This is a genomic window from Corynebacterium nasicanis (assembly GCF_042658165.1).
In the GTDB taxonomy this organism is placed as follows: domain Bacteria; phylum Actinomycetota; class Actinomycetes; order Mycobacteriales; family Mycobacteriaceae; genus Corynebacterium; species Corynebacterium nasicanis.
This window is the reverse complement of sequence record NZ_JBHSQE010000009.1, coordinates 187,566-212,910: the sequence shown is the minus strand read 5'-3', so window position 1 is coordinate 212,910 and position 25,345 is coordinate 187,566. Positions and strand designations below refer to the sequence as shown.

Sequence of the window (25,345 nt, the reverse complement as noted above, 5' to 3'; positions counted from 1 at the left end):
TGCCGCCTACCCTCTTGCCAAGGGCCAATTTTCCACCCCGCACCCCCGCCCCGTGCCCGACCCCTGAAGAATCGTAGTATCTCAGCCATGAACCACTGCCCTGCGCTGCGAGAACGGTGAGCCGGCCATGAGCTTCCGCGATATTTTCGCCGACACCCGCCCCCTCCAGGTGCCCGCTTATCGACGCCTCTGGACCGCCAACATCGCCACCACCATCGGCGCCCAACTCACCGTGGTGGCGGTGCCGGTGCAGATCTACGCGATCACGGGCTCCTCCGCATACGTCGGCCTCACCGGACTCTTCGGCCTCGTGCCGCTGGTGATCTTCGGGCTCTACGGCGGCTCGATCGCGGACGGCTTCGACAAGCGGACCGTGCTCGTGGCCTCGACGGTGGGCATGATCCTCACCGCCCTCGGCTTCTGGGGTCTGAGCGTGTCCGGCAACACCAACGTGTGGTGGCTGCTGGCGGTGTTCTCGCTGCAGCAGGCGTTCTTCGCCGTCAACCAGCCGACACGCACGGCCGTGTTCCGCTCGATCCTGCCGCTGGAGCAACTGCCCGCCGGATCGAGTCTCAACATGATGCTCATGCAGTTCGGCGCGATCGTCGGCCCCCTCGTCGCCGGCGCCCTCATCCCGCTCATCGGCTTCTCCTGGCTCTACGCCCTCGACGCCGCGCTGCTCATCCCCACGCTCGGCGCGGTGCTCGCCCTCCCCTCGCTGCCGCCGAGCGGGGCAGCGCAGAAGGCGGGCTTCCGCTCGGTGATCGACGGCCTGGCCTACCTGTGGACGCAGCCGATCCTGCTCGTGGCCATGCTTCTCGACCTCATCGCCATGACCTTCGGCATGCCGCGCGCCCTCTACCCGGAGATCGCCGCGGTGAGCTTCGGCGAGGGCGGCGGGGGCGGCGGGGACGGCGGGGGCGGCCTCATGCTGGCCCTGCTCTACTCCTCGATGGCGGCGGGCGCGGTCCTCGGCGGCCTGCTCTCGGGATGGGTGTCGCGGGTGGTCCGCCAGGGCCTGGCCGTCATCGTGTGCATCGTCGCGTGGGGCGTGGCGGTGATCATCGCGGGTGGCGCCGTCATGCTCAGTCCCGGCGCGGTGACGATGTGGGCGTGGATGGTCATCCTCATGCTCGTGCTCGGCGGGGCGGCGGACATGTTCTCCGCGGCGCTGCGCACGGCGATCCTGCAGCAGTCGGCGGCGGAACATGTGCAGGGACGGATCCAGGGCGTGTACATCGTCGTCGTGGTGGGCGGCCCGCGCCTGGCGGATGTGCTGCACGGATGGGCGGCCGCGCCACTGGGGGTGGGCCTGGCGACGCTGCTCGGCGGCGTGCTCGTGGTGGTGGGCACGCTGCTGTGCGCGGTGTTCGTGCCGTCGTTCACCACCTACCTCCGGCCCGGCCCCCGCACCGTGGATGTCGACACACCCGCAGACTGATCGGTCCACTAAATTAGACAGAATAGTCTGAAAGTGGGTACGATGCCGCTATGGCCACCGTTTTCTCCCGCCCGCGCACCCCGGCGGCGAAGTGCCTCCACCTCGCGCGGCTGCACCAGATAGTCACCCGGGGCGAACTCGTCGAGGCCACCGGACTCTCCCAGCCGACCATCACCCGCGCCGTCAACGCCCTCATCGGCGCCGGCCTGCTCCACGAGCGCACCGACCTCACCCGCTCCCAGGGACGCGGCCGGCCGACCATCCCGCTCGAGCTGACCAGCCACGCGGCCCTCCACGCGGGCATCGCCGTCGGTACGTCCACCACGTATATCGGCCTCTTCGACTCCCGCGGGCGAACCGTCCGCGACGCCGACGTGCCCACCCCCGTCGCCGAGCTGAGCGAATCCGACTTCATCGAGCACGTCATGGCCGGCCTCAACCGCCTCACCGCGGGTCTCGAGCGCCCCCTGGCCTCAGTCGGGGTGACCACCTCCGGCCGGGTGAGCGACGAGGGCATCGTCGACGCCCCCAACCTCGGCTGGCACGGCGTCGACGTCGCCGGACGCCTGCGCTACCAGTTCTCCGTGCCGGTCGTCGTCTCCGCCGCGGTGCCCGCCATCCTCGGGTCCGAGATCCAGTCCTCCGACCTGCCCACCGGCCCCGACCGCCGGGACACCATGGCCCTGTTCGCCGACGACTCCATCGGCGCCGCCGTCGCCGACGACCTGGGTGTCAGCCAGCTCGACCTGCCTCCCGGGGCGCGCGAGCTCACCACCGCCGCCGTCCTCGACGGGCGCTGGCCCACCCTCGCCGCGGCCGCCACCTCCCCGGAGGCCCGCGACATCCTCGACGCCCGCGCCCGCGACCTGGGCAACCTCACCGCCGACCTGGCCGAACACCACTCCCCCACCACGGTCGTCGTGGCCGGTTCCGCCTTCATCGACGATCCCGCCGCGCCCAAACTCTTCGCCGCCACCGTGCGGCAGCGGGCCCCGCACATCCAGCTGCGCCTCATCCCCACCCACCGCGAGGTGGTCCGCGCCATCGCGCGCGCCGTCGCCCTCGACCCGCTGCTGCGGGAACCGCTGCAGGTGCTGGCCGCCAGCCAGGGCGTGTAGGCCCCGCGTTCTCGCGTACCCCGATCTTTCCTCGCCCGCGGCATTTCCCCAGGTGAATCTCCGGCCCCGCAGGCAGCGGGGTACGTGAGAACGGCCGCCACCACGCTCCCTATACTCTGAAGCCATGGTTTCCCGGATGCGTACCCGCCACTTCGCCCAGGCCAAGGCCGAGGGGCGCAAGATCTCCTGCCTCACCGCCTACGATGCCCCCACCGCGGCCATCTTCGACGAGGCCGGCATCGACCTGCTCCTCGTCGGCGATTCCGCCGCGAACGTCATCCTCGGCCAGGACTCGACCCTGTCGATCACCGTGGAGGAGATGATGAGCATGGCCACCGCCGTCGCCCGCGCCACCTCCCGCGCCTTCGTGGTCACCGATCTACCCTTCGGCTCCTACGAGGTCTCCCCCGCCCAGGCCCTGGAGACCGCCGTGCGTTTCATGAAGTCCACCGGCGTCGCCGCCGTCAAGATCGAGGGTGGGGTGGAGATCGCCCCGACGATCCGCACCCTCGTCGACGCCGGCATCCCCGTCATGGCCCACATCGGCTACACCCCGCAGTCCGAGCACGCCCTCGGCGGCCACGTCGTCCAGGGGCGCGGTGCGGCGGCGGCCCAGCTGCGCGCGGACGCCCTCGCCGTGCAGGAGGCGGGCGCCTTCGCCGTCGTCCTCGAGATGGTCCCGGCGGGCATCGCAGGCGAAATCTCTCGCGAGCTGGAGATCCCGACCATCGGCATCGGCGCCGGCCCGGGCACCGACGGCCAGGTCCTCGTGTGGACCGACGCCTTCGGCCTCACCCGCGGCCGCACGCCGCGTTTCGCGCGGAAGTACGCCGACGTGGGCTCCGTGCTTCTCGACGCCGCCCGCGCCTACCTCGCCGACGTCGAGTCCGGCGACTTCCCCAACGCCGCCGAGTCCTTCGGGGACGAGAAGTGACCGTCGTCGCGCGGACGGTCGCGCAGCTGCGGTCCGCCGTGGCGGACTTGGAGGGCTCCGTGGGCCTGGTGCCCACGATGGGTGCCCTCCACTCCGGCCACGGCCGCCTGGTGTCCCTGGCCGCCGAGGAGAACGGATCGGTGGTGGTGAGCATCTTCGTCAACCCGCTGCAGTTCAGCGATCTCGGCGACTGCGACGACTACCGCCACTACCCGCGCGACCTCGACGCCGACGTCGCCTTCCTGGAGTCCCTCGGTGTCGACGTCGTCTTCGCCCCCACGGTCGAGGAGATGTACCCCGGTGGGCTGCCGCAGGTGTGGGTGCGTTCCGGCGAGATGGGCGAGCGCCTCGAGGGAGCCTCCCGCCCGGGGCATTTCGACGGCGTGACCACGGTGGTGGCCAAGCTCTTCCACCTGGTTCGCCCCGACCGGGCCTACTTCGGGGAGAAGGATGCCCAGCAGCTGGCGATCATCCAGCGCATGGTGGCCGACCTCAACGTCGACCTGCGGATCCGCCCCGTGCCCATCATCCGCGGCGCCGACGGGCTGGCGGAATCCTCCCGCAACCAGCACCTGAGTTCCGAGGCCCGGGAGCAGGCGCTCGTGCTGCCGCGCACCCTGGCGGCGCTGCGGGAACGCGCCGCCGCGGGTGAGCCGCTCGATGTCGAGGGTGCCCGCGCCGCGCTGCGCGGTGCCGAAGGCGTGGAGCTCGACCACCTCGAGGTCGTCGACGCCGCCACGCTGCTGCCGGTCACCGAGGTCGGCGACGGCGCCCTGGTGGTCGCCGCGATCCACGTCGGTGGGACGCGCCTCATCGATAATGTGCGACTGCTGCCGCCACGCGCTTAGCGTAGGGGCCGACGCCGGCGAGGGTCGCTGAGCCGGGGCCCAGCCAGTCGCCGTAGCCGACCAGGTGCAGCGGCAGGCCCCGGTCGAGCACCCCGCGGAAGGGGCGCAGCGCGGGCCGGAAGCCGGTGCACCAGATGAGGTGCTCGGCGGTGAGCTCGTCGAGGCTGCGGAACTGCGGGGTCGTGGGCAGACGACCGGCATCGCGGGCCGCCTTCACGGCGGGCAGGACGACGATGTCGCCGAGGTCCGAGTCCGCCCCGGGGTCGTCCTCACCGCGCAGGATCGCGAGGGCGCGCAGGCGGTTGCGCCGGAAGAGCACGCGCCCGTCGACGTCGTCGGGCATCCACCGCGGCTCCGCGCGCGTGTACCAGGTGACGTCGGCAACCTCACTGAGTTCCGCGGCGATCTGCGCCGCGGAGTTCGCCGCGCCCACCACCGCGACCTGCTTGTCGACGAACCGTTCCGGCCCCGGGTAGTTCGCCGAGTGCCACTGCTCACCGTCGAACGTGCCCGGGTAGGCGGGCACGAAGGGCGCGGACCACGTGCCGGTGGCCGCCACCATCTGGCGGGCCCGCCACTGCCGTTCCCTGGCGTGGAGGGTGAAGGCGGCGCCGTCGTGGGTGACCTTCTCCACCGTGACGGGCCGTTCGACCTGCAGGTCGTAGCGTATCTCGTAGGCGGCGAGGTAGTCGATGACGTGGCTGGCCGGTGGGAAGCCGTCGTAGGCGGGCATCGGCATGCCGGGGAGGTTAGAGAACTCCGCGGTGCTGAACAGGGTCATCGACGGCCACGCGTGGTGCCAGGCGGCACCGGGGGTGGGGTGGGCGTCGATAAGCAGCGGGGTGATGCCCTGCCGGCGGAGGTAGTACGCCGTGGCGAGGCCCGCCTGCCCAGCGCCGACGATGATAACTTCGTGCACGTCAGTCCAACTGGAGGACGCCGCGCAGTTCCGCGAAGGCCTCGGGAACGACGGTGTGGGTGGCGGTGCGACCCTGCTGCTCGCGGTTGATGAGTCCGCACTCGGTGAGCTTCTTAAGGTGGTGCGAGATGGTCGGCTGACTGAGGCCGATGCGCTCGGCGAGTTCATTGACAGTGACGGGGTCGCAGCCGCAGCCGGCGATCTCGGAGAGGATCCGCAGGCGGGCCGGTTCGGCGACGCAGGAGAACAGCTTCGCGTAGTGGGCGGCCTCGTCGTCGGAGAGAGGGCCGGAGTTGAGCGCGCAGCAGTCATCCATGCCTCCAGCATAGTACGATCACATTGACAACCATCAATACGAGAGGTTCCCATGTCTTTCCTTGATCGCTGGCTCCCCGCCTGGATTCTGCTGGCCATGGCCGCCGGCCTCATCATCGGCCGGACCGTCCCCGGCATCGCCGAGATCCTCAGCTCCCTGGAGATCGGCCAGATCTCCCTGCCCATCGCCCTCGGACTCCTCGTAATGATGTACCCGCCCCTGGCGAAGGTGCGCTACGACAAGGCCGCCGGCATCACCGCCGACCGCCCTCTGATGATCACCTCTCTGCTGCTCAACTGGCTGGTCGGCCCCGCCTTCATGTTCGCGCTGGCCTGGATCTTCCTGCCCGACCAGCCCGAGCTGCGCACCGGCCTCATCATCGTCGGCCTGGCCCGCTGCATCGCCATGGTGCTGATCTGGAATGACCTGGCCTGCGGTGACCGCGAGGCCACCGCCGTGCTCGTCGCCGTGAACTCGGTGTTCCAGATCCTCATGTTCGGTGTCCTCGGATGGTTCTACCTGCAGATCCTGCCCACCTGGCTGGGCCTGCCCACCACCGCCGCGGAGTTCTCCTTCTGGTCCATCGTCATCTCCGTACTGGTCTTCCTCGGCATCCCCCTGGCCGCCGGCGCGGCCTCCCGCATGTTCGGCGAACGCCTCCAGGGGCGCGAGTGGTACAACACCGTGTTCATCCCGAGGATCTCCCCGCTGGCGCTCATCGGACTGCTGTACACCATCGTCCTACTGTTCTCCCTGCAGGGCGAGAAGATCACCAGCCAGCCGTGGACCGTCGCCCGCCTGGCGATTCCTCTGCTCGGCTACTTCGTGGGCATGTTCCTCATCTCCGTGGCGGCCACGAAGATCGTCGGCCTCAACTACGAGAGGTCGGCGGCCGTCGCCTTCACCGCGGCGGGCAACAACTTCGAGCTGGCGATCGCGGTGAGTGTCGGCACCTTCGGCGCCACCTCCCCGCAGGCCCTGGCCGGCACGATCGGCCCCCTCATCGAGGTCCCTGTGCTCGTCGGCCTCGTCTACTTCATGCTGTGGTTGGGGCCGCGCCTCTACCCCGGCGACCCCTCACTCCCCTCCGAGAAGGAACTGGTGCACTCATGAGTTCTGTCCTGTTCATCTGCGTCGGCAACGGCGGCAAGTCCCAGATGGCCGCCGCCTTGGCGGAGAAGCACGCCCCCGGCTGGGAGATCCACTCCGCTGGCACGAAACCGGGGTCGAGGCTCAACGCCGAGTCCGTCGCGGCCATCGCCGAGATCGGCGCCGACATGTCCGGCGGCACCCCGAAGGCTGTCGACGAGGACCTGCTGCGCCGCGTCGACCACGTCATCATCCTCGGAGCCGACGCCCAGCTGGAACTCCCTGAGGACGCCACCGGAGGGCTCGAGCGCTGGGTCACCGACGAGCCCTCCGAGCGCGGGATCACCGGCATGGAACGCATGCGCCTCGTGCGTGACGACATCGACGCCCGCGTGCAGTCACTCGTCACCGAGTAGCGTCCAACGCCGCGTGCCGCTTCGACAGGTCGACATAGCGGCCGGCGTGCGGGATGAAGCCCTCGTACTGCTCCGGCTCCAGTTCCCGGCGGATCTTCGCCGGCACGCCGGCCGCGAGCGTGCGATCGGGGACCTCGAAGCCCTCGAGCACCACGGCACCGGCGGCGATGAGTGCACCCGAGCCGATGACCGAGCGCGAAAGCAGCGCCGACTTCATGCCGATGAGCGTCCCGTCCCCCACGGTCGTGCCGTGCACGAGGGCCATGTGCCCGACGGTGACGTCATCGCCGAGGGTGCAGGGGGCGTCCCGGTCGACGTGCAGCACCGAGTTGTCCTGGATGTTGGTACGGGCGCCGATGCGGATGGTGTTGACGTCGCCGCGGAGGACGCAGCCGTAGAACACGGAGCTGTCCGGCCCGATCTCGACGTCGCCGATGATGACGGCCGTCGGCGCGATCCACGCCGAAGGGTGGATCCGGGGAGCCTTGCCCTCGAACTCGATGATCACAGTGCCTCCTTGACTGATTCAATGCCGTCAAAACGCACGGCCGGCATACCCAACTCGGCGGCGACCGCGACATTGGCGGGGTCCGCGTCGACGAAGAGTACGTCCTTCGCCGCCACCCCCATGGCGTCGAGCGCGACGGCGAAGGCCCGCGGATCCGGCTTGATGAGGCCGATATCGCAGGACATCGTCACCGCATCGAGGCTCCCCAACCACGCGTGTTCGGCGCGGGCGCGTTTCGCCAGGCCGGCGGGGAGGTTGGAGAGGACGCCGGTACGGACGCGGGCGTCGATAAGCGAGAGCGCCAGCTCGACCATCTCGGGGTCCTCCTCCATGGAGGATTCCCAGTCGGCGGCGACGGCTTCGCTGATGTCGAAGGGCTCCAGCCCGGCGCGGACCTGCAGCTGGCGCCAGAAGCGCTCGTCGCTGACGTCGCCGGAATCATAGGCGGGCCGCAGGTCCTCGTAGATGGGCCAGATGGCCGCGTCGCCGCCGACGGCCCGTTCGACGCGCCGTCGGCCCGCGTCGTCGCGCTCCTTGAGCAGCACCCCGAAGAGATCGAACAGCACAGCTTTCATACCCCCCACTGTACGTAAATACACTGGGGCGCCATGATCGACTTCACCCGTCCCGCCGACGTCGTCGCCCCGCAGCTTCTCGGCTGTGTGCTCAGCCATCGGGGCGTGTCGGTGCGGCTCACCGAGGTCGAGGCCTATCTCGGCGCGGAGGACGCCGCCGCCCACACGTACCGTGGCATGACCCCGCGCAATGCCGCGATGTTCGGCCCGCCGGGCCGGCTCTACGTCTACCTCTCCTACGGCATCCACCTGGCGGGCAATTTAGTCTGCGCCCCGGAGGGCACGGGACAGGGGTGTCTGCTGCGGGCCGGGGAGGTCGTCGCAGGTCAGGACCTCGCTTATCGACGCCGCGGTGACGTCCCCTTCGCCCGTCTCGCCTCCGGCCCCGGCAACCTGGGCCGCACCCTGGGGCTGTCCCTCGAGGACAACGGCTGTGAGGTGCAGCTGGAGCTCCCCGCGGAGGCACCGGAGTGGGCGGTGGGGCCGCGGATCGGTATATCGCGAAATACTGACGCTCCGCTGCGCTTCTGGATCCCCGGTCACCCCACCGTCTCCGCCCGGCGCGGGAGGCCGCGGGGAGCATAAATTGGCACCCGCTGACCGGATGCTTATTTTTGGAGTATCGGGTTTTCCATGATTAAGGATGCGGTGGAGGCAGGTACTCCTTGACTCACCACACGAATCCACCATGGAAGGGAACCGCATGGCTCACCGGCAAATAAAGAAGGTCTTCCACGCCGAGGGCGCAGCTGACCGGAGATCGAGCGCCTTCGCCGGGAAGCCACTGTCGAACCCGAACATTCGCTCAAAATTCTCTACCTCTTCGGGCAGGTGGACTTGTTCGGTTCGTCGTCGGGAACGAAGGTGGCTGAGGCCGCCGAGTACCTGGAACTCTCCCCCCAACAGACACGCCACTACTTGAAGGACCTCGAGAGTTTGGGGTTAATTGCCCCGACCTCCCGCCGACCCCTCAAATTCGTCCTGTCCACCGCAGGCAGGGCACTCCTGGGGCTTCCCCACCCGGATATGCGGAACTGAAGGTCGTATGCTGGGGACATGAACAGCTTCACCATCCGCCGCGAGGCCGAGGCCGACATTCCGGCGATCCGGAAACTCACCTCGCGCGCCTTCGAGGACAAGCCCTACTCCCGGCAGCGTGAGGCGGAGATTGTGGAGCGGCTCCGCGACACTGACGCCCTGACCTTTTCTTTCATGGCGGTCAAGGGAGCGTCCCTGGTGGGGCACATCGCGGCGGCCGCCGTGGGTATGAGCGACGGCACGCAGAACTGGTTCCACATCGGACCGATCAGCGTCGCCCCGGAGCGCCAGGGCGAGGGCATCGGTTCCCTGCTCATGCAGCGCGCCCTCGATGAACTGCGGGAGATGGGTGCCGCCGGTGCGGTGTCCGTGGGCGACCCCGCCTTCCTCGAGCGTTTCGAGTTTGTCGAGGCCCCCGACCTGGGCATTCCGCTCATCGACCCCCAGTATTTCCGCGCCCGGCCCCTCGTCGGCGACACGGTGCCGACGGGCACCGTGAAGTACCACGCGGCGTTCCTCGGTTAGAGCTCGAGTGTGAGTTCGCGGCGCTCGTAGTCGTAGCGGCGCTTCTCCCCTTCCTGGAAATCGCGCGGGGGCCGCGGCAGCGCGACGTTGGTGCCGCTCAGCATCGCCACCTCGATGGTCACCGGTGACTTGCAGTGCAGGACCAGCTCCGCCCCGGTGTCCAGGTGGACGCGGATGCCGGAATCGCGCCACCACTCCCATTCCTGCTCGCCGCTGAGCTTGTTGATCAGCGCGACCTTGTCCTGAATCCGCGTGATCCCGATGATGGTGCCGGGCAGCTCGTGCGGGTCACCGTCTGCCATCCCCGCGCGGGCCTCGAGGACGGACTCGACGCGCTCCCCCTCCGCGAACTCCACCACCTGCTCGACAAATTCCAGCTCGACCGTGCCGCGATCGGTGTCCAGCCAGGCACCAAAGGCACCGATGCCGTCGTCCAGCTCGATGTCAGTCCCGTAGGCGCGCAGGTGCGCGCCGATGAGTTCGCGGAGGAGGGCGAGGCTGGTGACGTTGAGGAAGGTGGTGGTCATGAGACCCAGGCTAGGCGCAGCCGCCCGGCTCCGTCTCCCAGGCGTGCCGGACCAGCTCCTCGAGAACTTCCAGGTCGATGTCCTCCGGCTTGTTCACGTACACACACGACACCGCCGTCTGGTGCTTACCCAGACGGGCGAGGAGTTCCTCCGTGCGCGGCAGGCCCTGCAGCCCGTAGAGGGAGATCTTCGCCTTCCGCGGGCTGAAGCCGACGTGGAAGGTGTCCCCCTCACGCCCGGTGGCGTAGCGATAATGGGTCTGCCCGTAACCGATCATGCTCGGCCCCCACATCACCGGCTGCTCGCCGGTAGCGCGGGTGAAGAGCTCCAGAAGTATATTCCCGTGTTCCCGGCGCCGCGGCTCGAGGGAGTCAAGAAAGTCGGCCGGGGACTGGCTGGTCTCCGCGGTCTTGAGATCCGGGGCGTTGGTGCCGGTGTTCCCGCGCGTCCATTCGGCCGTTCGTTCCTCCCGCTCGGGGGCGTTGCTCATGCTCAGTCCGCGTTCCTGGAGGGCGGCCTGCAGGCGTTCCAGGCCCCGCTTGCCGACACCGTGCAGCGCCAGCATGTCCGCCCATTCGACGCCGTCGAGTGACTCGAGGTCCGGGTGGCCGGCCACCGTGAGGGCGTCGCGGGCGGGACGACCGACACCGGGGATCTGGTCGAAAGAAGTGCTCATGGCCGCAATTCTAGGTGCAATTTCACGTACGATTCAGCGCATGGGAATCGCAGATATTGCGCGCACAATTGAAGGCAAGATCAACGACGTCGGAGTGCGTCGAAAAGAAGCGAAGGGCTGGCGACCGACCATCACCGGCTTCTACGGCTACGGCAGCGAGAAGCGGGTGCATGTCCTCGGACGCCTCACCCTGCAGGATCCGGAGCCGCCGGCCACCGAGGTCCAGCGCGGGTGGCGCCAGTTCATCACCTACTCACTCGATGACGTGCCCGTCACCGTGCGCTTCGGCGCACAGACCATCGAGTCCCACACCAACGACCAGGGCTACCTCGACGTCCTCGTGCACGATCACGGCCTCGTGCCGGGCTGGCACGAGGCGACCATCGAGGCCGCGGGGGCGGAACCGGTCACGGCGCAGGTGCACGTTGTCGATAAGAACGCGAAGTACGGCCTCATCTCCGACATCGACGACACGGTCCTGGTGACCTGGCTGCCGCGCGCCATGCTCGCCGCGTGGAATTCGTGGGTGAAGAAGACCAACACCCGCCAGCCCGTGGAGGGCATGGCCGAGTTCTACGCCGAGCTGCTCCGTGACCACCCCGACACCCCCGTCTTCTACCTCTCCACCGGGGCGTGGAACACCTTCGGCACCCTCGTGGACTTCCTCGCCCGCCATGGCTTCCCCCAGGGTCCCCTGCTGCTCACCGACTGGGGACCCACCCCCACCGGACTGTTCCGCAACGGTGTCGAACACAAGAAGGTGCAGCTGCGCAACCTCATCATCGAATACCCCGAGATCCGCTGGATCCTCGTCGGCGACGACGGCCAGCACGACCCGCTCACCTACGGCGACTTCATCTTTGAGCACCCCGACCGCGTCGCCGGCATGGCCATCCGCCAGCTCAGCCCCCAGGAGCACGTGCTGTCCCACGGCACCGCCGCTCCCCTCGCCCAGGCCCGCCGCGAGGAGCTCTACGGCGTGCGCACCATCCTCGGCGAGGACGGGCACGAGCTGCTCGCGGAGTACCGGCAGGATCCGTTCCTGGAGTAGATGCCGGGGCTGTTGCGACGTACCCGTTTGTGCTCACCGAGAGATTCCGACCTGGACTTTTGTCGCCGGGGTAGGCACATCGGGGTACGTCCGCACGCGGGTCAGCCCGAGAGGAACGTTGAGCCCCTTATCCATTCGCCCGCACCACGGCGAGGAAAGGATAAGGGGCTCTGGTCAGTCGCGCTTTTAACCCCGCACGCTCTGCAGCGCCTTCGCCCAGGCCTCCACCTGGCCGTAGACGGACTGGAGAGCCCCGGTCGAGCCCTCGGTGGGGGCGAACTCGGTCATGGACGCGAAGTCGTGGCCGAAGGAGAGGAACACCTGCGCGCGGACATCGGCCATCTGCAGCTCAGCGGCGATGAGGCGCCACGCCTCAACGGCGCGGGTGCCGCCGGCGGAGCCGTAGGAGACGAAGCCGATGGCCTTGTTGTTCCACTCGGCGTAGAGATAGTCGACGGCGTTCTTCAGAGCGCCGGGCACGGAGTGGTTGTACTCGGGGGTGACGAAGATGTAGCCGTCGAAGGAACCGATCTTCTCCGCCCAGACCTTGGTGTGCTCGTTTTCGTACTGGCCCATGGCGGGGGGCATGGGCTCGTCGAGAAGCGGGAGGTTGAAGTCGGCGATGTCGACGAGCTCGTACTCGGCATCCGCACGGTTGCGCGCATTCTCGTACACCCACTTAGCGACGGCCGGGGCGTTACGGTTCGGGCGGGTGCTGCCGACGATGACGGCGATACGGGTCATGGCTGTTCCTTATACGTTGGTGTACCTCAGTGGACCAGCGCCCGCAGCCTTGTCACCACAGGCGCTGCTGGGGCCTACGGTACAGAGTTCCGGGGAGGCATGCCGGTGCGGATCTCGGCACGGCAGGATCAACATCCCAAACGGATCCGCGCCCACGTTGCCCGCAGTGAAAACCAGCAAGTTACCGCACGCCCGTTCCCTATCCCGACATTCATGTCCGGATGACAAGGCATGCTGCGTTCATGGATCCGCACCCCCTCCACGGCATCCTCTCCGGCAACTTCCGGCTGGCCGTGCTCACCCTTCTCACGCTCGCTGTGGCCACCTCCCGGTTCCTCCCTTCGCCGGCCGCCGCGGTTCTCCTCGGGTTGCTGACCTGCCTCACACTGAGCCTGCTGGCTGTGTTGTGGTGGTTGCGTGACCTCATCCGCCAAAGAGAGAAACCCGGACGGTGTGAGCCGGGTGAACTCGAGGATTCTCCCGCCAGTCCCCCTTCATCAGCTTCCGCCGATGCTCCCTTGGCGGTCGAGGAACTCGATGCCGTGAAACTGCTGCTTCAGCGGCAGTTGGGAGGCACGGTGACCGTCCTCCCCGCTGATGTCAGGATCGGCCCCGGGGCGCGTCGCTTCCTCCATTCTGAAAGTCTGTCTTGGCCCGACATCCACGCGCAACTCGACAACGTGGCCCACCATGACACCCCCGGCGGTGATCACCGATTCCTCTTGCCGGACCTGGAGATCTTCACGGACCCAGAGTTCACGTTCGTCAAGTACATCGGCTATCGCGCTGCCTCCCCAGCGGCACCTGGTCCGCCGGGGGCCTCCCGCTCACAGAAACAGCGTCGCGGTTCTCGAGTTCCCGGAACGAAGCACGATCCCCGGCTCCCTGTCCCCACCACACGTGGGGATCTCATCCGGCGACTTCGGGCGCGGGGCTTCCAGGTGACACAGGGGCGAAAGCACACGAAGATCACCCACCCTGATTACCCATCCCGGTCGGTCACCATGCCCAGTAGCCCATCCGACCGCCGCTGGATCCACAACAATCTGCGCGATATCCGGCACGAGTTCGGCATCGATCTGCGTTCTCCCCAGCAGTGACTGTGCAGGGCGCGCGTCTAATTCCCTCTCCTACCTTCCACCGATAAGGTCAATTCTCATGATCACTGGCCCACTCCGCAATCAGGTTGACCGCATCTGGGATGCGTTCTGGTCTGGCGGTATCTCTAATCCCATTACCGTCATCGAACAGTTCACCTACCTGCTGTTTCTCAAGCAGCTCGATGAGCGTCAAGCCACCGTGGAACTACAGCGTTCCCTCGGGGTGGAGGGCGTCGAGGATGTGATCCCGGCGGACAGCCAGCACCTGCGGTGGCGTGAGCTCATTCAGATTCCGGATGGCGCGCAACGCCGCGACCGCATCAACAACCAGGTCTTCCCTTTCCTCCGCGAAGGCCTGGGCAGTAACCGGTTCGCTCAACATATGCGCAACGCCACCTTCGGTATCGACAACTCGGGCACGCTGCTGAAGGTGATGGAACTCATCGATCAGCTGAAGTTCCCCAACAAGGACATGGCCGGTGATCTGTACGAGTACATGCTCTCCAAGCTCGCCGCCTCGGGAACGAACGGCCAGTTCCGTACCGTCAGCCACGTCATCGACCTGATGGTCAACCTCCTGGGGCCCAAGCCCACGGAGCGGCTCATCGATCCCGCCTGCGGTACCGCTGGTTTCCTGGTGGGTGCAGCGGAATGGATGAAGCACCAACATGGCGATGACCTTTTGCGCGCCGACACTCGCCAGCACTTTGAGCACAATGCCCTCACGGGTTTTGACTTCGATTCCACCATGGTGCGCATCGCCGCGATGAACATGTACATGCACGGTTTCACGGAACCAAACATCTCGTACCAGGATTCCCTACAGCAGCTACCCGCCGGCCACGAAGGCACCTACGACGTCATCCTGGCCAACCCGCCTTTCGCCGGCTCCATCGATGAAGGGGCCTTGGATCCGAAGCTCTCGGAAATGTTCACCTCCAAGAAGACGGAGCTGCTTTTTGTCCAGCGCTTCCTCAATCTGCTGCGCCCCGGTGGCCGCGCCGCCGTCATTGTCCCCGAAGGCGTGCTTTTCGGTTCCACCCGCGCGCACAAGGCGCTGCGCAAGCACCTCATCGAAGAACAGCGTCTCGACGCCGTGATCAAGCTGCCCTCCGGCACCTTCAAGCCCTACTCCGGTGTATCCACCGCGATCCTGTGTTTCACCAAGACCGAGAGCGGCGGTACGGAGGACGTGTGGTTCTACGACGTGCGTGCCGATGGTTACTCCCTCGACGACAAGCGCACGCCGCTTCTCGACGCCCACCTCCTCGGCCCCGTCCCCCTCGAGCGCGAGCCCAACCCCGAACTTGTCGACGACCGTCCCAACCCCATCGACCTCACCCCCGAGCAGCTGGAGCGCAACAACCTCCCTGATGTGCTCGCGCGCTGGACGCAGCGCACCGGTGCCGAGCGCGAGCGTGCGCGCACCGACCAGTCCTTCACCGTCCCCATCGCCGAGATCCGCGACGCCGACTACGACCTGTCCATGAACCGCTACAAGGAGATCGTCTTCGAAGCTACCGAGACTCGTGACCCCCTGGACATCCTCGCCGATATCCACGCTCTCGACGCCGAGATTGCCGCTGGGCTGGATGAGCTGGAGCAGATGCTGCGGGGTGGGAAGTAGTGACTGCGAAGCACGGGTGGCCGATGGTGAGGTTGGGGGATGTAACCGAGATTCGTTCCCGCCTCATTCAGCCCGAAGCCATCGAAGGCGACACCATCTACTTGGGTCTGGAGGACCTAGAAAAGGGCGGCGGGATAAAAAGCTATCCGACCGCCTTGACGTCGAATATAAAATCAGCGAAACGAGTTTTCGGCGAGGAGGATATCCTCTTCGGTCGATTACGCCCCAATCTCCAGAAAGTCGCCCTTCCTGGCCTTTCTGGAGCCTGCACCACGGACATACTGACTATCCGCCCCAGCAAAATGATCGACCGGCACTACCTTTACGCTTACCTGCTGACCCCACAAGTTCTGGACTACACATCCACACGAACTACAGGGATCAACCTTCCCAGAATTTCTGCAGCTCAACTCCTTGAACTCACTGTCCCCCTCCCCCCGCTTGACGAGCAGCGACGGATCGCGGGGATTCTGGACCGGTCTTCTCTGGCACAGCAGGCGGTTCTTCGGAGTATTGGAAAGATGAGGGGACTCTCCAGTCGCATTGCCGAGGAGACAATCCGGGCACATGCGGTCACTCCAACTCCTCTCGGTGAACTCTTGACTGGCATTGAAAGCGGCAAGAGCCCGCGATGCGAAGCTTTCCCTGCACCTGAGGATGAATGGGGTGTTCTCAAGCTCAGTGCCGTAACATCCGGGAACTTTCTTGCCTCCGAGAACAAGCTTCTGGTTGACCCCCCGCACGATGCTCCCCGCAGAGAAGTCAAATCAGGTGACATCTTGATGACAAGGAAGAACACCCCTGAGCTTGTGGGAGCTGTCTGCATCGTCGATGCTATCCGCCCACGCCTTCTTTTCCCTGATCTTGTGTTCCGACTGGCCCTCGATGAGACCCGCTTGGTTTCGTCATTTTTCCAGGCTGTGATGATGTCCGACCACTTCCGCGACAATGTGCGTGCTTTGGCCAGCGGCTCGGCCAAGAGTATGTCGAATATCTCACAGGCAAAGCTCCGGACTCTCAAGTTTCCGCTGCCTTCCATGTCTGTTCAGCAAGCTTTCGACGACTCCATTCAAATCATCAAACGCCAGCATTCAACTCTCGAATTGCGCAGGAAGTTGCTGGCGGAGCTGAATTACTCCCTCCAAACCCGCGCCTTCCAAGGAGCCCTGTAATGGCCATTCTCACGTGGGATCAGTATTTGTCCCCGGTCCTGCAGGTTCTTCAGGAGGGTTCCGTTCTCGTACGGCGTGAAATCGTGGAGCGGGTTGCAATAAAGACCGGCGTAACGGACGAAGAACGCGGGGATCTGATTCGCTCGGGACAACCGCGTTACATCAATCGCATCGATTGGGCGATCAACGATCTACACAAGGCCGACTGCCTCGACCGGCCGAAACGAGCCCACTACGTGATCAATGAACTCGGCAGAAAGCTGCACGCTGAGCACCCAGGTGGCGTGTTAAAGAAGGATCTGAACCGCTTCGCCGAGGCCCACGGCATCCAACCCCCGGCCCTGCGAAAGAGTGAGGAGAGGGAGGAGGCGGACATCGAGAAGCAGGAAGAACTGACGCCTACCGAACAGATTGAAGCTGGCGTGGAGCGCCTGCACGAGACAGTTGCCGCGGATCTGCTCGATCGACTGCATGCGAATGACCCGGAGTTCTTCGAGCAGGCGGTGCTGGATCTGCTCATTGCGATGGGTTACGGCGGCACGAAGGGCAAGGCGACGCGGACGCAGCTGAGCAATGACGGCGGGATCGACGGTGTCATTGACCAGGATGCGCTCGGGCTCAGCCGCATCTACGTCCAGGCCAAACGCTACGCGCTCGACCGAGTCGTGGGTCGACCGGACATTCAGGCGTTCGTGGGTGCACTGCACGGGGAGCAGGCTCATCAAGGTGTGTTCATCACGACCGGTCAGTTCAGCAATGGCGCCGTCGGCTACGCAGAGAACCTCAATGTGCGAGTCGTACTCATCGACGGTGCACGGCTGGCACAGTTAATGATCCGTTTCGGTGTGGGAGTGCAGGTCAAACGCACGGTCGCGGTCGTGGAGGTGGATGAGGACTTTTTCGAGGTGTGATCTCAGATGAGGAGAACAAGACGCGTTCCTCAAGCTCCTCAAGCCACGGCTAGGGAAGATGCGAACCCCGCCCGGGCCTTATTCCATCCCGTGAGTCGGGATCTAAACGATAAAATCGCCAGCTACTTCTCGTGGCTCCGATACCGCAACTTCGAGCGCGGCAACCTGCAAGTATCGTGCATCTTGCACGAGCGGGAGCGCTGGCCGCATTTCGACTCGTTTCAGAGAGGACATACCCGCGTCTGGATGAGTCCAAACCTGACGACGACCACCCTGCCTACCGGCGAACCGGAGAGCCCAGGGGCTCTTATCAGCAGGGTGGAACCTTTGGATGAACCATACCATCGTCACAAGAGCTGGTCAGAGTTTTAGCGACATAGGGAGATCCCCCGGCACACCATACGTCAGGCCTTTTCAGCAGTGGCACCGACAGCTACGCAGAGAACCTCAATGTGCGAGTCGTCCTCATCTACGGCGCGCGGCTGGCACAGCTGATGATCCATTTCGGCGTGGGAGTGCAGGTCAAACGCACGATCGCGGTCGTGGAGGTGGATGAGGACTTCTTCGAGGTGTGACTCGGAGACAACACTTCGAACACGTTTACGCGGCATCGGGCCCCTATGTCCTCTTGCTGCGCCATGATGAGGAGTAACCAACCACTCCAGAAAGGCACCAATATGATCTCCTCCGATCTGCACGCAGTGGGGTTCGACTTCCCCACTTGGGAAGATCTGATGCAAGCATCGCTGGACAAGGAAGACAGAGGTGCTCAGGATGTCGGTGGTTGGGAGTTCATCAGCCCCTATACCGATCCGAGTGGTGCGCGCCTGCAGCGCTACTACCGCAACGGAGAGTGGTCGACCAGTACATCCTTCTTGGCTCAGCATTCACGGTGGACGGCGGGCATCGGCATGATCAACGAGAGGGTGGCGCTGGTGGACCTCGCCACCCCGGACGATGAAACCCTCACTCGGCTCACCGTGGAGATGGATGATCCTTTCCTCTATCCGGAGCTCGACAGCCAAGGTGAAGGCCCCATGCTTGGGCTCGATGACGTCTCCGTCACCGCGTTGGCGGTCGGTGTGAATGTCTTTCCGGATGTAGAATCTTGGCGCGGGAACGAGTCGTGGACACCCTCCACCGCCGACTCCCCGGACGGCCCGGTGAGCATGTTCGGTGAGCCTGGCTACCTCGTGTGCCCGTGGGTATTCGAGTACTTCGGTGGCGGCGATGCAGCCGAGATTGCGCCCTACAGCCAGCTGGTCGTGGAGGTTGAAGCGGTGGAGATACGCACCAACGTGCTGTCGGGTGCGCAGTTCTACGTTGCTAGGGGATCCATTTTCCCAGGAATGCCGCCTCTCGAGGTGTGCCTGCCTCTGGATGTCGGCACCGTGCAGGTGGGCTCCGTCATTGACGGTGCTGCGATGATGGTCGGCACGTCAGGTGTGTGGGACCGGTGAACAGCGAAAACGAAGTCGCCAGAAAGTTCTCAGTCACCGTCGACGACAGCGTGAACGCAAGCTACATCACGTTGAGCGGCGCCGGGGTCACACGGACCGTGAAAGTGACATCATCTTGCCTCGTGGATCTGGACAGCGAGGACCGTGTCGTCGGCATTGAGCTTCTCGACTTCCCCAGGGGCTGAGGAAGAAAAGACTGCGGAACCTTTCGCTACGAATCGCAGTCTAAGTACATTGAGAAGCAGACGAAACAGCTCAACACCCAAAAGCGGAGAGGAGGACGTGATGGCCTACGCTCGAGTCCCGGTAGCGCCGGAAATGCTGCGCTGGGCAATCGACCGGTCCGGACGCGGATACGATGCCGCCGACAAGTCTTTTCCGCAACTACGAAGCTGGTTGAGCAGCGAACAACACCCCACGGTCAAGCAGTTCAAGGAGTTTGCGGCATGGACGCGGACCCCGGCGCCCCTGATGCTTCTCGGGGCTCCGCCCACCATCTCCCTCCCCATCGCAGACTTCCGGATTGGTCGCGGGGGTCCCTCCGCGCAACCCTCCCCCGAGCTCATTGACACGATTCATCTCTGCCAACTTCGTCAGGGATGGTTCGAGGACTACGCCGAGGAATTCGGTATCCCTGGGTTCCAGGGGCAGAGGTTTGAACCAGGCATCTCCATTGAGGCTGCAGCCGCGCGCCTGCGCAAAGAGTTGGATTATGAGGTTTCCGACCGCCAGGCAGTTCGCACCGGAGCTGATGCCCGCGTGTACCTAATCTCCGCCTTTGAGGATCTCGGAGGACTAGTAGTGGTCAACGGGGTGGTGGAGAACAACACGAGCCGACCCTTGGACCCGGACGAGTTCCGCGGGTTCACGCTGAACAGCGACAGCAGCCCTCTCGTGTTTGTCAACGGCGCCGACACCAAGAACGGGCAGGTCTTCTCCCTCGCCCACGAGTTCGCACACGTTTGGCGCGGGGACACCGGGGTGAGCGCTGAAGAGATCACGGGCCACGCCTCCAACGATGTGGAAAAGTGGTGCAATCGAGTAGCAGCGGAGTTCCTGGTCCCGGCGGCTGATCTCCGACTTCAGGATGTCGGCACCACCACCGCAGAGCAGGACGTCCAACGCTTGGCCCGCAGGTACGGGTGCTCCACTCTGGTGGTGATCATCCGCCTTCGTGAACTTTCCGTTTTGGACACCCAGTTCCTCGGCGAGCTGTACATCCGCGAACAGCGCCGCCTGGCGGCCCTGGTTACCGGCCAGTCGAAGGGTGGAGACTTCCACCGCAACCAGCCCTATCGCATCGGCCGCCGCTTCGGCACCCACCTGTTCCGAGACACGGCAGCGGGCCGCACACCCTTCGTGGAGGCGATGCGTCTGAGCAGCCTCGGGCGTCACACACTGGAACGCTACGTCACCGGTGACAGGGCGGCGTAAATGTACCTCATCGACTCCAACCTCCTCATCAACGCCAGTCGCACATACTATGCACCTGATCTGGCCCCGTTCTACTGGGAATGGATGATCGAGCAAGCTGAGAAGGGAGCTGTCGCGTCCATCAGCCAGGTGAAGGACGAACTCAACAAAGGAGATCCGAAGGATTTCCTTCGATCCTGGTCACACAGGTTGCCGGACGAGTTTTGGTTGGAGCCTCTTGTGGAGGCAGCTTCGAGCTACCAGGAGATATTTGAATGGGTCAGTGATAGGCAACGCCCTTACAGCTCTGCAGCCATAACCCAGTTCTTCGCAGCCGCGGATTCATCGCTCATCGCTATGGCTCAAACTAGGGGACTACGAATTGTCACATTTGAGAAATCCGCTCCCCAGGCCAAGAATAGAGTCCTCATTCCTGATGTCTGCAACGCACTGGGCGTTGCCTACTGCGATGGCTTCACCATGTACCGCGAACTCGGACTCCGCTTCAGTTAACCGGCCCATGTCCACCCTCCCGGATATGATTCACCCATGACCTCTCCTTCCCCGAGTAACTTCGCCTTCATCGGGCGGGTGTGGCCGGCGTTGCTGCGGGACTGTCTGCAGGCGGAACGCACCGCGTTGTCGGACCCGAAGGTCAGCTGCTTCCTCTCCCGGCATGTACTAGAACGCCTGGTGCGCCACATCTGGGAGTTCCGTGGACTGGGTCTGACCGAGGGTCTCGATCTCTTTGGCCTCATGAAGGATCCGGGGTTCATTCGCGCCGTTCCGAAGCAGCAGCTGGACAAGATGCATGTCATCCGCAAAGTCGGCAATAACGCCGTGCATGGGGATGCCGTCATTCAGCCGCAGGCATCCGTCAACCTGCTCATGCACCTGTTTGACGTCCTCAACTTCGCCACCGCCCGCCACTCTGCACACCCCGAGCACCGCCCGACGGTTCCCTTCGACCAGACCCTGCTCAAGCAGGCGACTCCGCAGCCGCAAATCTCTCGCGCCCAGCTGAAGGAGATGGCCGCACAGCTACAGGCGAAGGACGCGGAGCTGGAACAGTCAGCACTCCTGCTCGACCAAGCAGAAGCAGACAAGCTCCGGCAAGCGGAGCAGCACGCCGCGGAGAAGGCGCGCTTCGAGCAGGCCCGCGCGGAGGCGGAGGAGAATCAGGCCCGCCTGAAGGAGATCGCGGAGGAACGCGATAAGGAAATCGCCCGCCTGCGGGCAGAGCTGCGTCAACAACAGGAAATGCTGGCGGGCGCGGGGGCGGCGCTGAGTATCCCGGCGTCGATAAGCGAAGCACAGACCCGGCGCGACCTCATCGACCCCATGCTGGCCGAGGCTGGATTCATCGCCGACCGCAACCTCACCATCGAGCACCCGGTCACCGGCATGCCCATCTCCGCCGAGAACCACAGCGGGAAGGGGTACATCGACTACGTCCTGTGGGACGATACCGGCCAGCCCCTGGCCGTGGTGGAGGCGAAGAAATCCAGTTCCAGCATGTCCGTAGGTCTCATGCAGGCGCAGCTTTACGCGGATCGTCTGGAAGCGCAGCACGGACAGCGGCCTGTCATTTTCACTACCAACGGCCACATCATCCACCTCACCGATGACGCTGCCCACCTGCCCGGCAGTGGTGCCGGATACGGTTCCCGGCAGGTCGAGGGATACCCGACGACTGCGCAACTGCGCACTCTCATCCACCGCCGCCGCCACCGCCGTGACCTGGCCACCATTCCGGTCGACCCGCAGATAGCGGACCGTGATTATCAGCTGGAGGTGATCCGGCGGGTCGCCGAGGCCTACCAGGATGAGCGACGGCGGCGTGCGCTGCTCGTCATGGCGACGGGCACGGGCAAGACGCGTGTGGCCATTGCCACTTCCAAACTGCTGCGTGAGGCCGGCTGGGTGGGCAAGGTTCTCTTCCTGGCGGACCGCACCGCCCTGGTGGAGCAGGCACATGACAGCTTTGTCAGCCTCTACCCGGATGCAGCGCCGGTCAACCTGCTGGCTGAGCCACAGGGCGTCGGCCAGGTGTATGTGTCCACCTATCAGACGATGATGGGGCTGATCAGCGATGACGGCACCACACCGGCCCGCTTCAATCCCTTCGAATTCGAGCTCATCATCGTGGACGAGGCCCACCGGTCCATCTACCACCGCTTCAAGCGGATCCTCGACTACTTCGACGCCTACGTTCTCGGCCTGACCGCCACTCCGAGGGAGGAAGTCCACCGCGACACGTACCTGCTCTTCGACATCGACGACAAGGTCCCCACCGGTGCCTACACCCTGGAGCAGGCGATCGAGGACGGCCACCTGGTCCGGTACGCCGTGAAAACGCAGGATTCTCTGTTCCTGCGCAGGGGGATGCGCTATGAGGAACTCTCCGAGGACGATCAACTGCGCTGGGATGCCCTCGACTGGGGGACGGATGAATCCGGTGAACCCTTGCCCCCGCCGGACGGCGCCAGCCCCGCCGAGATCAACGCCCGCCTGTACAACCTGGACACCATCCGCCAGGTGCTGTCCACCCTGGTGACGCACGGCATCAAGGTGGGCGGTGACCAGCTGGGCAAGACCATCATCTTCGGTCGCACCCAACAGCACGCGGAACTGATCAAGCAGGAGTTCGACCGGCACTTTCCCCAGTACGCGCAGCAAGCCGCGAAGGTGATCACGCACTCCACCCGCTACGCCTCCGCCGCGATTAGAGAGTTCAAGAACCCCACGAGCGGCATGAACGTGGCCATCAGTGTCGACATGCTGGACACGGGTATCGACGTCCCCGAGGTAGTCAACCTCGTCTTCTTCCGCCCCGTCTACTCCACGACGAAGTTCTGGCAAATGATGGGCCGCGGCACCCGCCTGTGCCCGGACCTTTTCGCCCCCGGCGTGGACAAAAACGTGTTCTACGTCTTCGATTTCTGCGGCAATGCGGAAAACTTCCTGCGCGGTGATGTCCCCGACGTCACCGGTGCCCGACAGATCACGCTCTCGGAGCGACTGTTCCTCAGCCGCGCCCGTTTGGTCTCGCTTCTCGACGCCAGCCCCCACCGCACCGAACTCTCCTCCCACCTCCACTGCCTGGTCCAGTCCATCCCGCCCGGGCACATCCTCGTCCGCCCGCAGGACAAACCGGTCCTCGAGCACTACCGTCGCAGCGATGCATGGACCACCCTGACGGAGTCCGATGTCGAGCAGCTCGGCGAGCACATCGCCGCTTTACCCATGCCCACCATGGAGGACAAGGAATCCGCCAAACGCTTTGACCTGCTCCTCCTCCAGTTGCAGCTGGCGCTCGTAGCACCGGATGCCTCCTGGGAGAAGAACCGCGGCCGGGTAGAGAAGATCGCCACCGACCTGCTCACTGTCGACAACATTGCCCCTGTTGTCGCCCAGCGCGAACTCCTCTCGCAGGTGTCCGACCCGGAATGGTGGGTGGACGTCACCATCGAGGAACTGGAAACAGTACGACGCAGGCTCCGAGACCTGGTGGACTTCCTCCCCCAACATGAGCGGAAGACCGTGGTCACGGACTTCGAGGACGAATTCGGGCAGATCGCCGACTTCGACCTGCCCTCAGGAGAAGCCAACGTATTCATCAACACCTCCCGTGTCGAAGAGAAGTTGCGCGCGGCGCTGCAACCCCACCTCGACTCCATTCCCATGCAGAAGCTGCGGACGGCACGCCCCCTCACCTCGGACGACATCACGGCTCTCGAATCGTTGGTGGCCGCATCTGCACTGGAAGGTGTTGACGAGCTGAGGGAGAAGCTGGGGGCAGATTCCATTCCGGACTTCATCCGTCGTCTCGTGGGACTCGAGGAGGCGGCCGTTCGCGCGGAGTTCGCCGACCTTCTCCACGGTTCCACTCTGAGTGCAAACCAGATCGGTTTCATCCGCGCCATCGTCGACACCCTGGTCAAGACCGGCCGTCTCGAGACAAAACAGCTGTTTGAGGCTCCCTTCGACGCCTACGGCAATCCTGTGGAACTCTTCAACGGTGATCCGGCCATCGTGGTGGACCTCAGTTCGCGCCTCACCCGCATCAACGCCTCTACAGACGCGGTGGGCTGAGGAAAGCATGATTTCCCCGGATCTCTCTGCGGTCGGATTCGATGCCCCTACCTTTGCCGAACTGGCGGACGCTGCGGTGGGACAGGGCATCGCCGTGTTCGAGGGCTGGGAGGCATGTGAACAACTACTGGTGTATCAGGATGCCAGTGGAGCCCGCCTGATCATCATGGTCCAGCAGGAACTCATCACCATGTTCCCCTCCTTCGCCGTAGAAACGGCCTTCTGGCCCGCTACCGCCGGGATGATCAATGATGTCACCGGTCTCATTCAGACCTTCGATCAAAGCGGCAGAGCACACGACTTTTTCACTGCACAGATCGATGAGCCCTTCAGATTCCCATTCATCGAGGCCCCTGGGCTGATCACTGAATGCTCACAGTTCTATCCCGATCTGCGAATCGCAGCGCTGGCGACAGACGTTGAGGTCTACCCGAGCGTGGAAGAGTGGCAGCGCGTCCGCGCAAAGAACTTTGAGCAAATCTCTACTGCGGACGGGCCTCTCACCGTATACCCGACCTCGGGGTTCCTTCACTGCCCGCATGTCGAGGCCTACCTGAGCGGAGTGCTCTCCGGCGACCTGGGATCCGCCACCTGGATTGTCCTGGAGGTGGCCCAGTTGCAGACCCGAACTAATACCCTCACGGGTCTGCAGTTCCACGTGATCACCGGCCATCTGGAAGGTCATTCCACCCCTCTTCAGATGTGTCTCGGAGCCGAAGACACCCCGCCCCTTCACGTGGGGTGTGTGATCGAGGGGGCTGCCATCATGATCGCCAACAGCGGCTTGTGGGATGCCCTTCACAAACTGACGACGCTGACACTCGACCAAGGAGACTAAAGCC

Annotated in this window: 27 protein-coding genes; 20 read left to right on the top strand and 7 right to left on the bottom strand. The window is 64.8% G+C overall.

What is annotated here, in order from left to right; translation table 11 throughout:
- Window positions 1-127: 127 nt before the first annotated feature.
- The 4 genes from ACFPUZ_RS09680 (at window position 128) to panC (ending at window position 4,341) form a co-directional block, all read left to right on the top strand.
- Window positions 128-1,441, top strand: a complete 1,314-nt coding sequence (locus ACFPUZ_RS09680; RefSeq protein WP_377001711.1) for an MFS transporter — start codon at window positions 128-130, stop codon at window positions 1,439-1,441.
- A 50-nt stretch (window positions 1,442-1,491) separates the two neighbouring features.
- Window positions 1,492-2,559 (top strand): ROK family protein, encoded by a 1,068-nt coding sequence (locus ACFPUZ_RS09675; RefSeq protein WP_377001710.1) that lies wholly within the window; start codon window positions 1,492-1,494, stop codon window positions 2,557-2,559.
- A 124-nt stretch (window positions 2,560-2,683) separates the two neighbouring features.
- Window positions 2,684-3,493: a 3-methyl-2-oxobutanoate hydroxymethyltransferase gene (panB, locus tag ACFPUZ_RS09670; protein WP_377001709.1), complete on the top strand. Its 810-nt coding sequence runs from the start codon at window positions 2,684-2,686 to the stop codon at window positions 3,491-3,493.
- Entirely contained in the window at window positions 3,490-4,341 is an 852-nt protein-coding gene (gene panC, locus ACFPUZ_RS09665; protein WP_377001708.1) for a pantoate--beta-alanine ligase, read from the top strand. The genes panB and panC overlap by 4 nt, the downstream gene beginning before the upstream one ends.
- Here the strand turns inward: panC and ACFPUZ_RS09660 are convergent.
- Together ACFPUZ_RS09660 and ACFPUZ_RS09655 are read right to left on the bottom strand one after the other, a co-directional pair.
- The gene (locus ACFPUZ_RS09660; protein ID WP_303377404.1) at window positions 4,304-5,260 is read right to left on the bottom strand and encodes an FAD-dependent oxidoreductase; all 957 of its coding nucleotides are present in this window, start codon (window positions 5,258-5,260) and stop codon (window positions 4,304-4,306) included. The genes panC and ACFPUZ_RS09660 overlap by 38 nt on opposite strands.
- A 1-nt stretch (window position 5,261) precedes the next feature.
- Window positions 5,262-5,576, bottom strand: a complete 315-nt coding sequence (locus ACFPUZ_RS09655) for an ArsR/SmtB family transcription factor (RefSeq protein ID WP_377001707.1) — start codon at window positions 5,574-5,576, stop codon at window positions 5,262-5,264.
- A gap of 51 nt (window positions 5,577-5,627) precedes the next feature.
- On the opposite strand from ACFPUZ_RS09655, the gene arsB reads away from it, so the two are divergent.
- On the top strand, window positions 5,628-6,689 hold the full coding sequence (gene arsB / locus ACFPUZ_RS09650) for an ACR3 family arsenite efflux transporter (RefSeq protein ID WP_303377406.1): 1,062 nt from the start codon (window positions 5,628-5,630) through the stop codon (window positions 6,687-6,689).
- Window positions 6,686-7,081, top strand: coding sequence for an arsenate-mycothiol transferase ArsC (locus ACFPUZ_RS09645; RefSeq protein ID WP_303377407.1), 396 nt, complete (start codon window positions 6,686-6,688; stop codon window positions 7,079-7,081). Before arsB ends, ACFPUZ_RS09645 begins: the two co-directional genes overlap by 4 nt.
- Here the strand turns inward: ACFPUZ_RS09645 and ACFPUZ_RS09640 are convergent.
- A complete protein-coding gene (locus ACFPUZ_RS09640; protein WP_377001706.1) occupies window positions 7,071-7,589 on the bottom strand; it encodes a gamma carbonic anhydrase family protein in 519 nt (172 codons plus the stop codon). The genes ACFPUZ_RS09645 and ACFPUZ_RS09640 overlap by 11 nt on opposite strands.
- Window positions 7,586-8,164: an HAD family hydrolase gene (locus ACFPUZ_RS09635; protein ID WP_377001705.1), complete on the bottom strand. Its 579-nt coding sequence runs from the start codon at window positions 8,162-8,164 to the stop codon at window positions 7,586-7,588. Before ACFPUZ_RS09635 ends, ACFPUZ_RS09640 begins: the two co-directional genes overlap by 4 nt.
- A gap of 33 nt (window positions 8,165-8,197) precedes the next feature.
- Between ACFPUZ_RS09635 and ACFPUZ_RS09630 the strand changes: the two genes are divergently transcribed.
- Together ACFPUZ_RS09630 and ACFPUZ_RS09625 are read left to right on the top strand one after the other, a co-directional pair.
- Entirely contained in the window at window positions 8,198-8,749 is a 552-nt protein-coding gene (locus ACFPUZ_RS09630; RefSeq protein ID WP_377001704.1) for a DNA-3-methyladenine glycosylase, read from the top strand.
- Between the two features lie 471 nt (window positions 8,750-9,220).
- A complete protein-coding gene (locus ACFPUZ_RS09625; protein WP_377001703.1) occupies window positions 9,221-9,727 on the top strand; it encodes a GNAT family N-acetyltransferase in 507 nt (168 codons plus the stop codon).
- On the opposite strand, the gene ACFPUZ_RS09620 is transcribed toward ACFPUZ_RS09625, so the two are convergent.
- Entirely contained in the window at window positions 9,724-10,254 is a 531-nt protein-coding gene (locus tag ACFPUZ_RS09620; RefSeq protein ID WP_377001702.1) for a hypothetical protein, read from the bottom strand. The two genes, ACFPUZ_RS09625 and ACFPUZ_RS09620, sit on opposite strands and share 4 nt — an antisense overlap.
- Before the next feature lie 10 nt (window positions 10,255-10,264).
- On the bottom strand, window positions 10,265-10,930 hold the full coding sequence (locus tag ACFPUZ_RS09615; protein WP_377001701.1) for a DUF1801 domain-containing protein: 666 nt from the start codon (window positions 10,928-10,930) through the stop codon (window positions 10,265-10,267).
- Between the two features lie 40 nt (window positions 10,931-10,970).
- Between ACFPUZ_RS09615 and ACFPUZ_RS09610 the strand changes: the two genes are divergently transcribed.
- Complete coding sequence (locus ACFPUZ_RS09610) at window positions 10,971-11,981, top strand: App1 family protein (protein WP_377001700.1); 1,011 nt, start codon at window positions 10,971-10,973, stop codon at window positions 11,979-11,981.
- A 186-nt stretch (window positions 11,982-12,167) separates the two neighbouring features.
- On the opposite strand, the gene ACFPUZ_RS09605 is transcribed toward ACFPUZ_RS09610, so the two are convergent.
- Window positions 12,168-12,725, bottom strand: coding sequence for an NADPH-dependent FMN reductase (locus ACFPUZ_RS09605; protein ID WP_377001699.1), 558 nt, complete (start codon window positions 12,723-12,725; stop codon window positions 12,168-12,170).
- Window positions 12,726-12,967: 242 nt separating this feature from the next.
- On the opposite strand from ACFPUZ_RS09605, the gene ACFPUZ_RS09600 reads away from it, so the two are divergent.
- The 11 genes from ACFPUZ_RS09600 (at window position 12,968) to ACFPUZ_RS09550 (ending at window position 25,341) form a co-directional block, all read left to right on the top strand.
- Window positions 12,968-13,825 carry a type II toxin-antitoxin system HicA family toxin gene (locus ACFPUZ_RS09600; protein WP_377001698.1) on the top strand — a complete coding sequence of 286 codons (858 nt, stop codon included), beginning with the start codon at window positions 12,968-12,970 and terminating at the stop codon, window positions 13,823-13,825.
- A 58-nt stretch (window positions 13,826-13,883) separates the two neighbouring features.
- Window positions 13,884-15,452 carry a type I restriction-modification system subunit M gene (locus ACFPUZ_RS09595; RefSeq protein ID WP_377001697.1) on the top strand — a complete coding sequence of 523 codons (1,569 nt, stop codon included), beginning with the start codon at window positions 13,884-13,886 and terminating at the stop codon, window positions 15,450-15,452.
- Window positions 15,452-16,624 carry a restriction endonuclease subunit S gene (locus ACFPUZ_RS09590; RefSeq protein ID WP_377001696.1) on the top strand — a complete coding sequence of 391 codons (1,173 nt, stop codon included), beginning with the start codon at window positions 15,452-15,454 and terminating at the stop codon, window positions 16,622-16,624. The genes ACFPUZ_RS09595 and ACFPUZ_RS09590 overlap by 1 nt, the downstream gene beginning before the upstream one ends.
- Window positions 16,624-17,535: a restriction endonuclease gene (locus ACFPUZ_RS09585; protein WP_377001695.1), complete on the top strand. Its 912-nt coding sequence runs from the start codon at window positions 16,624-16,626 to the stop codon at window positions 17,533-17,535. The genes ACFPUZ_RS09590 and ACFPUZ_RS09585 overlap by 1 nt, the downstream gene beginning before the upstream one ends.
- A 452-nt stretch (window positions 17,536-17,987) precedes the next feature.
- Window positions 17,988-18,110 (top strand): hypothetical protein, encoded by a 123-nt coding sequence (locus tag ACFPUZ_RS09580; RefSeq protein WP_377001694.1) that lies wholly within the window; start codon window positions 17,988-17,990, stop codon window positions 18,108-18,110.
- A 102-nt stretch (window positions 18,111-18,212) separates the two neighbouring features.
- Entirely contained in the window at window positions 18,213-18,995 is a 783-nt protein-coding gene (locus ACFPUZ_RS09575; protein WP_377001693.1) for a hypothetical protein, read from the top strand.
- Window positions 18,983-19,180: a DUF2283 domain-containing protein gene (locus tag ACFPUZ_RS09570; protein ID WP_377001692.1), complete on the top strand. Its 198-nt coding sequence runs from the start codon at window positions 18,983-18,985 to the stop codon at window positions 19,178-19,180. Before ACFPUZ_RS09575 ends, ACFPUZ_RS09570 begins: the two co-directional genes overlap by 13 nt.
- Window positions 19,181-19,280: 100 nt before the next feature.
- Window positions 19,281-20,429 (top strand): ImmA/IrrE family metallo-endopeptidase, encoded by a 1,149-nt coding sequence (locus ACFPUZ_RS09565; RefSeq protein WP_377001691.1) that lies wholly within the window; start codon window positions 19,281-19,283, stop codon window positions 20,427-20,429.
- The gene (locus ACFPUZ_RS09560; protein ID WP_377001690.1) at window positions 20,430-20,921 is read left to right on the top strand and encodes a DUF4411 family protein; all 492 of its coding nucleotides are present in this window, start codon (window positions 20,430-20,432) and stop codon (window positions 20,919-20,921) included.
- A gap of 36 nt (window positions 20,922-20,957) precedes the next feature.
- Window positions 20,958-24,503: a DEAD/DEAH box helicase family protein gene (locus ACFPUZ_RS09555; RefSeq protein WP_377001689.1), complete on the top strand. Its 3,546-nt coding sequence runs from the start codon at window positions 20,958-20,960 to the stop codon at window positions 24,501-24,503.
- 7 nt (window positions 24,504-24,510) lie between these two features.
- Window positions 24,511-25,341 (top strand): hypothetical protein, encoded by an 831-nt coding sequence (locus tag ACFPUZ_RS09550; protein WP_377001688.1) that lies wholly within the window; start codon window positions 24,511-24,513, stop codon window positions 25,339-25,341.
- The last annotated feature ends 4 nt before the right edge of the window (window positions 25,342-25,345 follow it).

What these genes read in the sequence shown, in the direction of transcription:
- ACFPUZ_RS09680 (WP_377001711.1), top strand. Translation starts at nt 128, where the DNA reads ATGAGCTTCCGCGATATTTTCGCCGACACCCGCCCCCTCCAGGTGCCC.
- ACFPUZ_RS09675 (WP_377001710.1), top strand. Translation starts at nt 1,492, where the DNA reads ATGGCCACCGTTTTCTCCCGCCCGCGCACCCCGGCGGCGAAGTGCCTC.
- panB (WP_377001709.1), top strand. Translation starts at nt 2,684, where the DNA reads ATGGTTTCCCGGATGCGTACCCGCCACTTCGCCCAGGCCAAGGCCGAG.
- ACFPUZ_RS09655 (WP_377001707.1), bottom strand. Translation starts at nt 5,576, where the DNA reads ATGGATGACTGCTGCGCGCTCAACTCCGGCCCTCTCTCCGACGACGAG.
- arsB (WP_303377406.1), top strand. Translation starts at nt 5,628, where the DNA reads ATGTCTTTCCTTGATCGCTGGCTCCCCGCCTGGATTCTGCTGGCCATG.
- ACFPUZ_RS09645 (WP_303377407.1), top strand. Translation starts at nt 6,686, where the DNA reads ATGAGTTCTGTCCTGTTCATCTGCGTCGGCAACGGCGGCAAGTCCCAG.
- ACFPUZ_RS09635 (WP_377001705.1), bottom strand. Translation starts at nt 8,164, where the DNA reads ATGAAAGCTGTGCTGTTCGATCTCTTCGGGGTGCTGCTCAAGGAGCGC.
- ACFPUZ_RS09630 (WP_377001704.1), top strand. Translation starts at nt 8,198, where the DNA reads ATGATCGACTTCACCCGTCCCGCCGACGTCGTCGCCCCGCAGCTTCTC.
- ACFPUZ_RS09625 (WP_377001703.1), top strand. Translation starts at nt 9,221, where the DNA reads ATGAACAGCTTCACCATCCGCCGCGAGGCCGAGGCCGACATTCCGGCG.
- ACFPUZ_RS09620 (WP_377001702.1), bottom strand. Translation starts at nt 10,254, where the DNA reads ATGACCACCACCTTCCTCAACGTCACCAGCCTCGCCCTCCTCCGCGAA.
- ACFPUZ_RS09615 (WP_377001701.1), bottom strand. Translation starts at nt 10,930, where the DNA reads ATGAGCACTTCTTTCGACCAGATCCCCGGTGTCGGTCGTCCCGCCCGC.
- ACFPUZ_RS09610 (WP_377001700.1), top strand. Translation starts at nt 10,971, where the DNA reads ATGGGAATCGCAGATATTGCGCGCACAATTGAAGGCAAGATCAACGAC.
- ACFPUZ_RS09605 (WP_377001699.1), bottom strand. Translation starts at nt 12,725, where the DNA reads ATGACCCGTATCGCCGTCATCGTCGGCAGCACCCGCCCGAACCGTAAC.
- ACFPUZ_RS09600 (WP_377001698.1), top strand. Translation starts at nt 12,968, where the DNA reads ATGGATCCGCACCCCCTCCACGGCATCCTCTCCGGCAACTTCCGGCTG.
- ACFPUZ_RS09595 (WP_377001697.1), top strand. Translation starts at nt 13,884, where the DNA reads ATGATCACTGGCCCACTCCGCAATCAGGTTGACCGCATCTGGGATGCG.
- ACFPUZ_RS09585 (WP_377001695.1), top strand. Translation starts at nt 16,624, where the DNA reads ATGGCCATTCTCACGTGGGATCAGTATTTGTCCCCGGTCCTGCAGGTT.
- ACFPUZ_RS09575 (WP_377001693.1), top strand. Translation starts at nt 18,213, where the DNA reads ATGATCTCCTCCGATCTGCACGCAGTGGGGTTCGACTTCCCCACTTGG.
- ACFPUZ_RS09565 (WP_377001691.1), top strand. Translation starts at nt 19,281, where the DNA reads ATGGCCTACGCTCGAGTCCCGGTAGCGCCGGAAATGCTGCGCTGGGCA.
- ACFPUZ_RS09560 (WP_377001690.1), top strand. Translation starts at nt 20,430, where the DNA reads ATGTACCTCATCGACTCCAACCTCCTCATCAACGCCAGTCGCACATAC.
- ACFPUZ_RS09555 (WP_377001689.1), top strand. Translation starts at nt 20,958, where the DNA reads ATGACCTCTCCTTCCCCGAGTAACTTCGCCTTCATCGGGCGGGTGTGG.
- ACFPUZ_RS09550 (WP_377001688.1), top strand. Translation starts at nt 24,511, where the DNA reads ATGATTTCCCCGGATCTCTCTGCGGTCGGATTCGATGCCCCTACCTTT.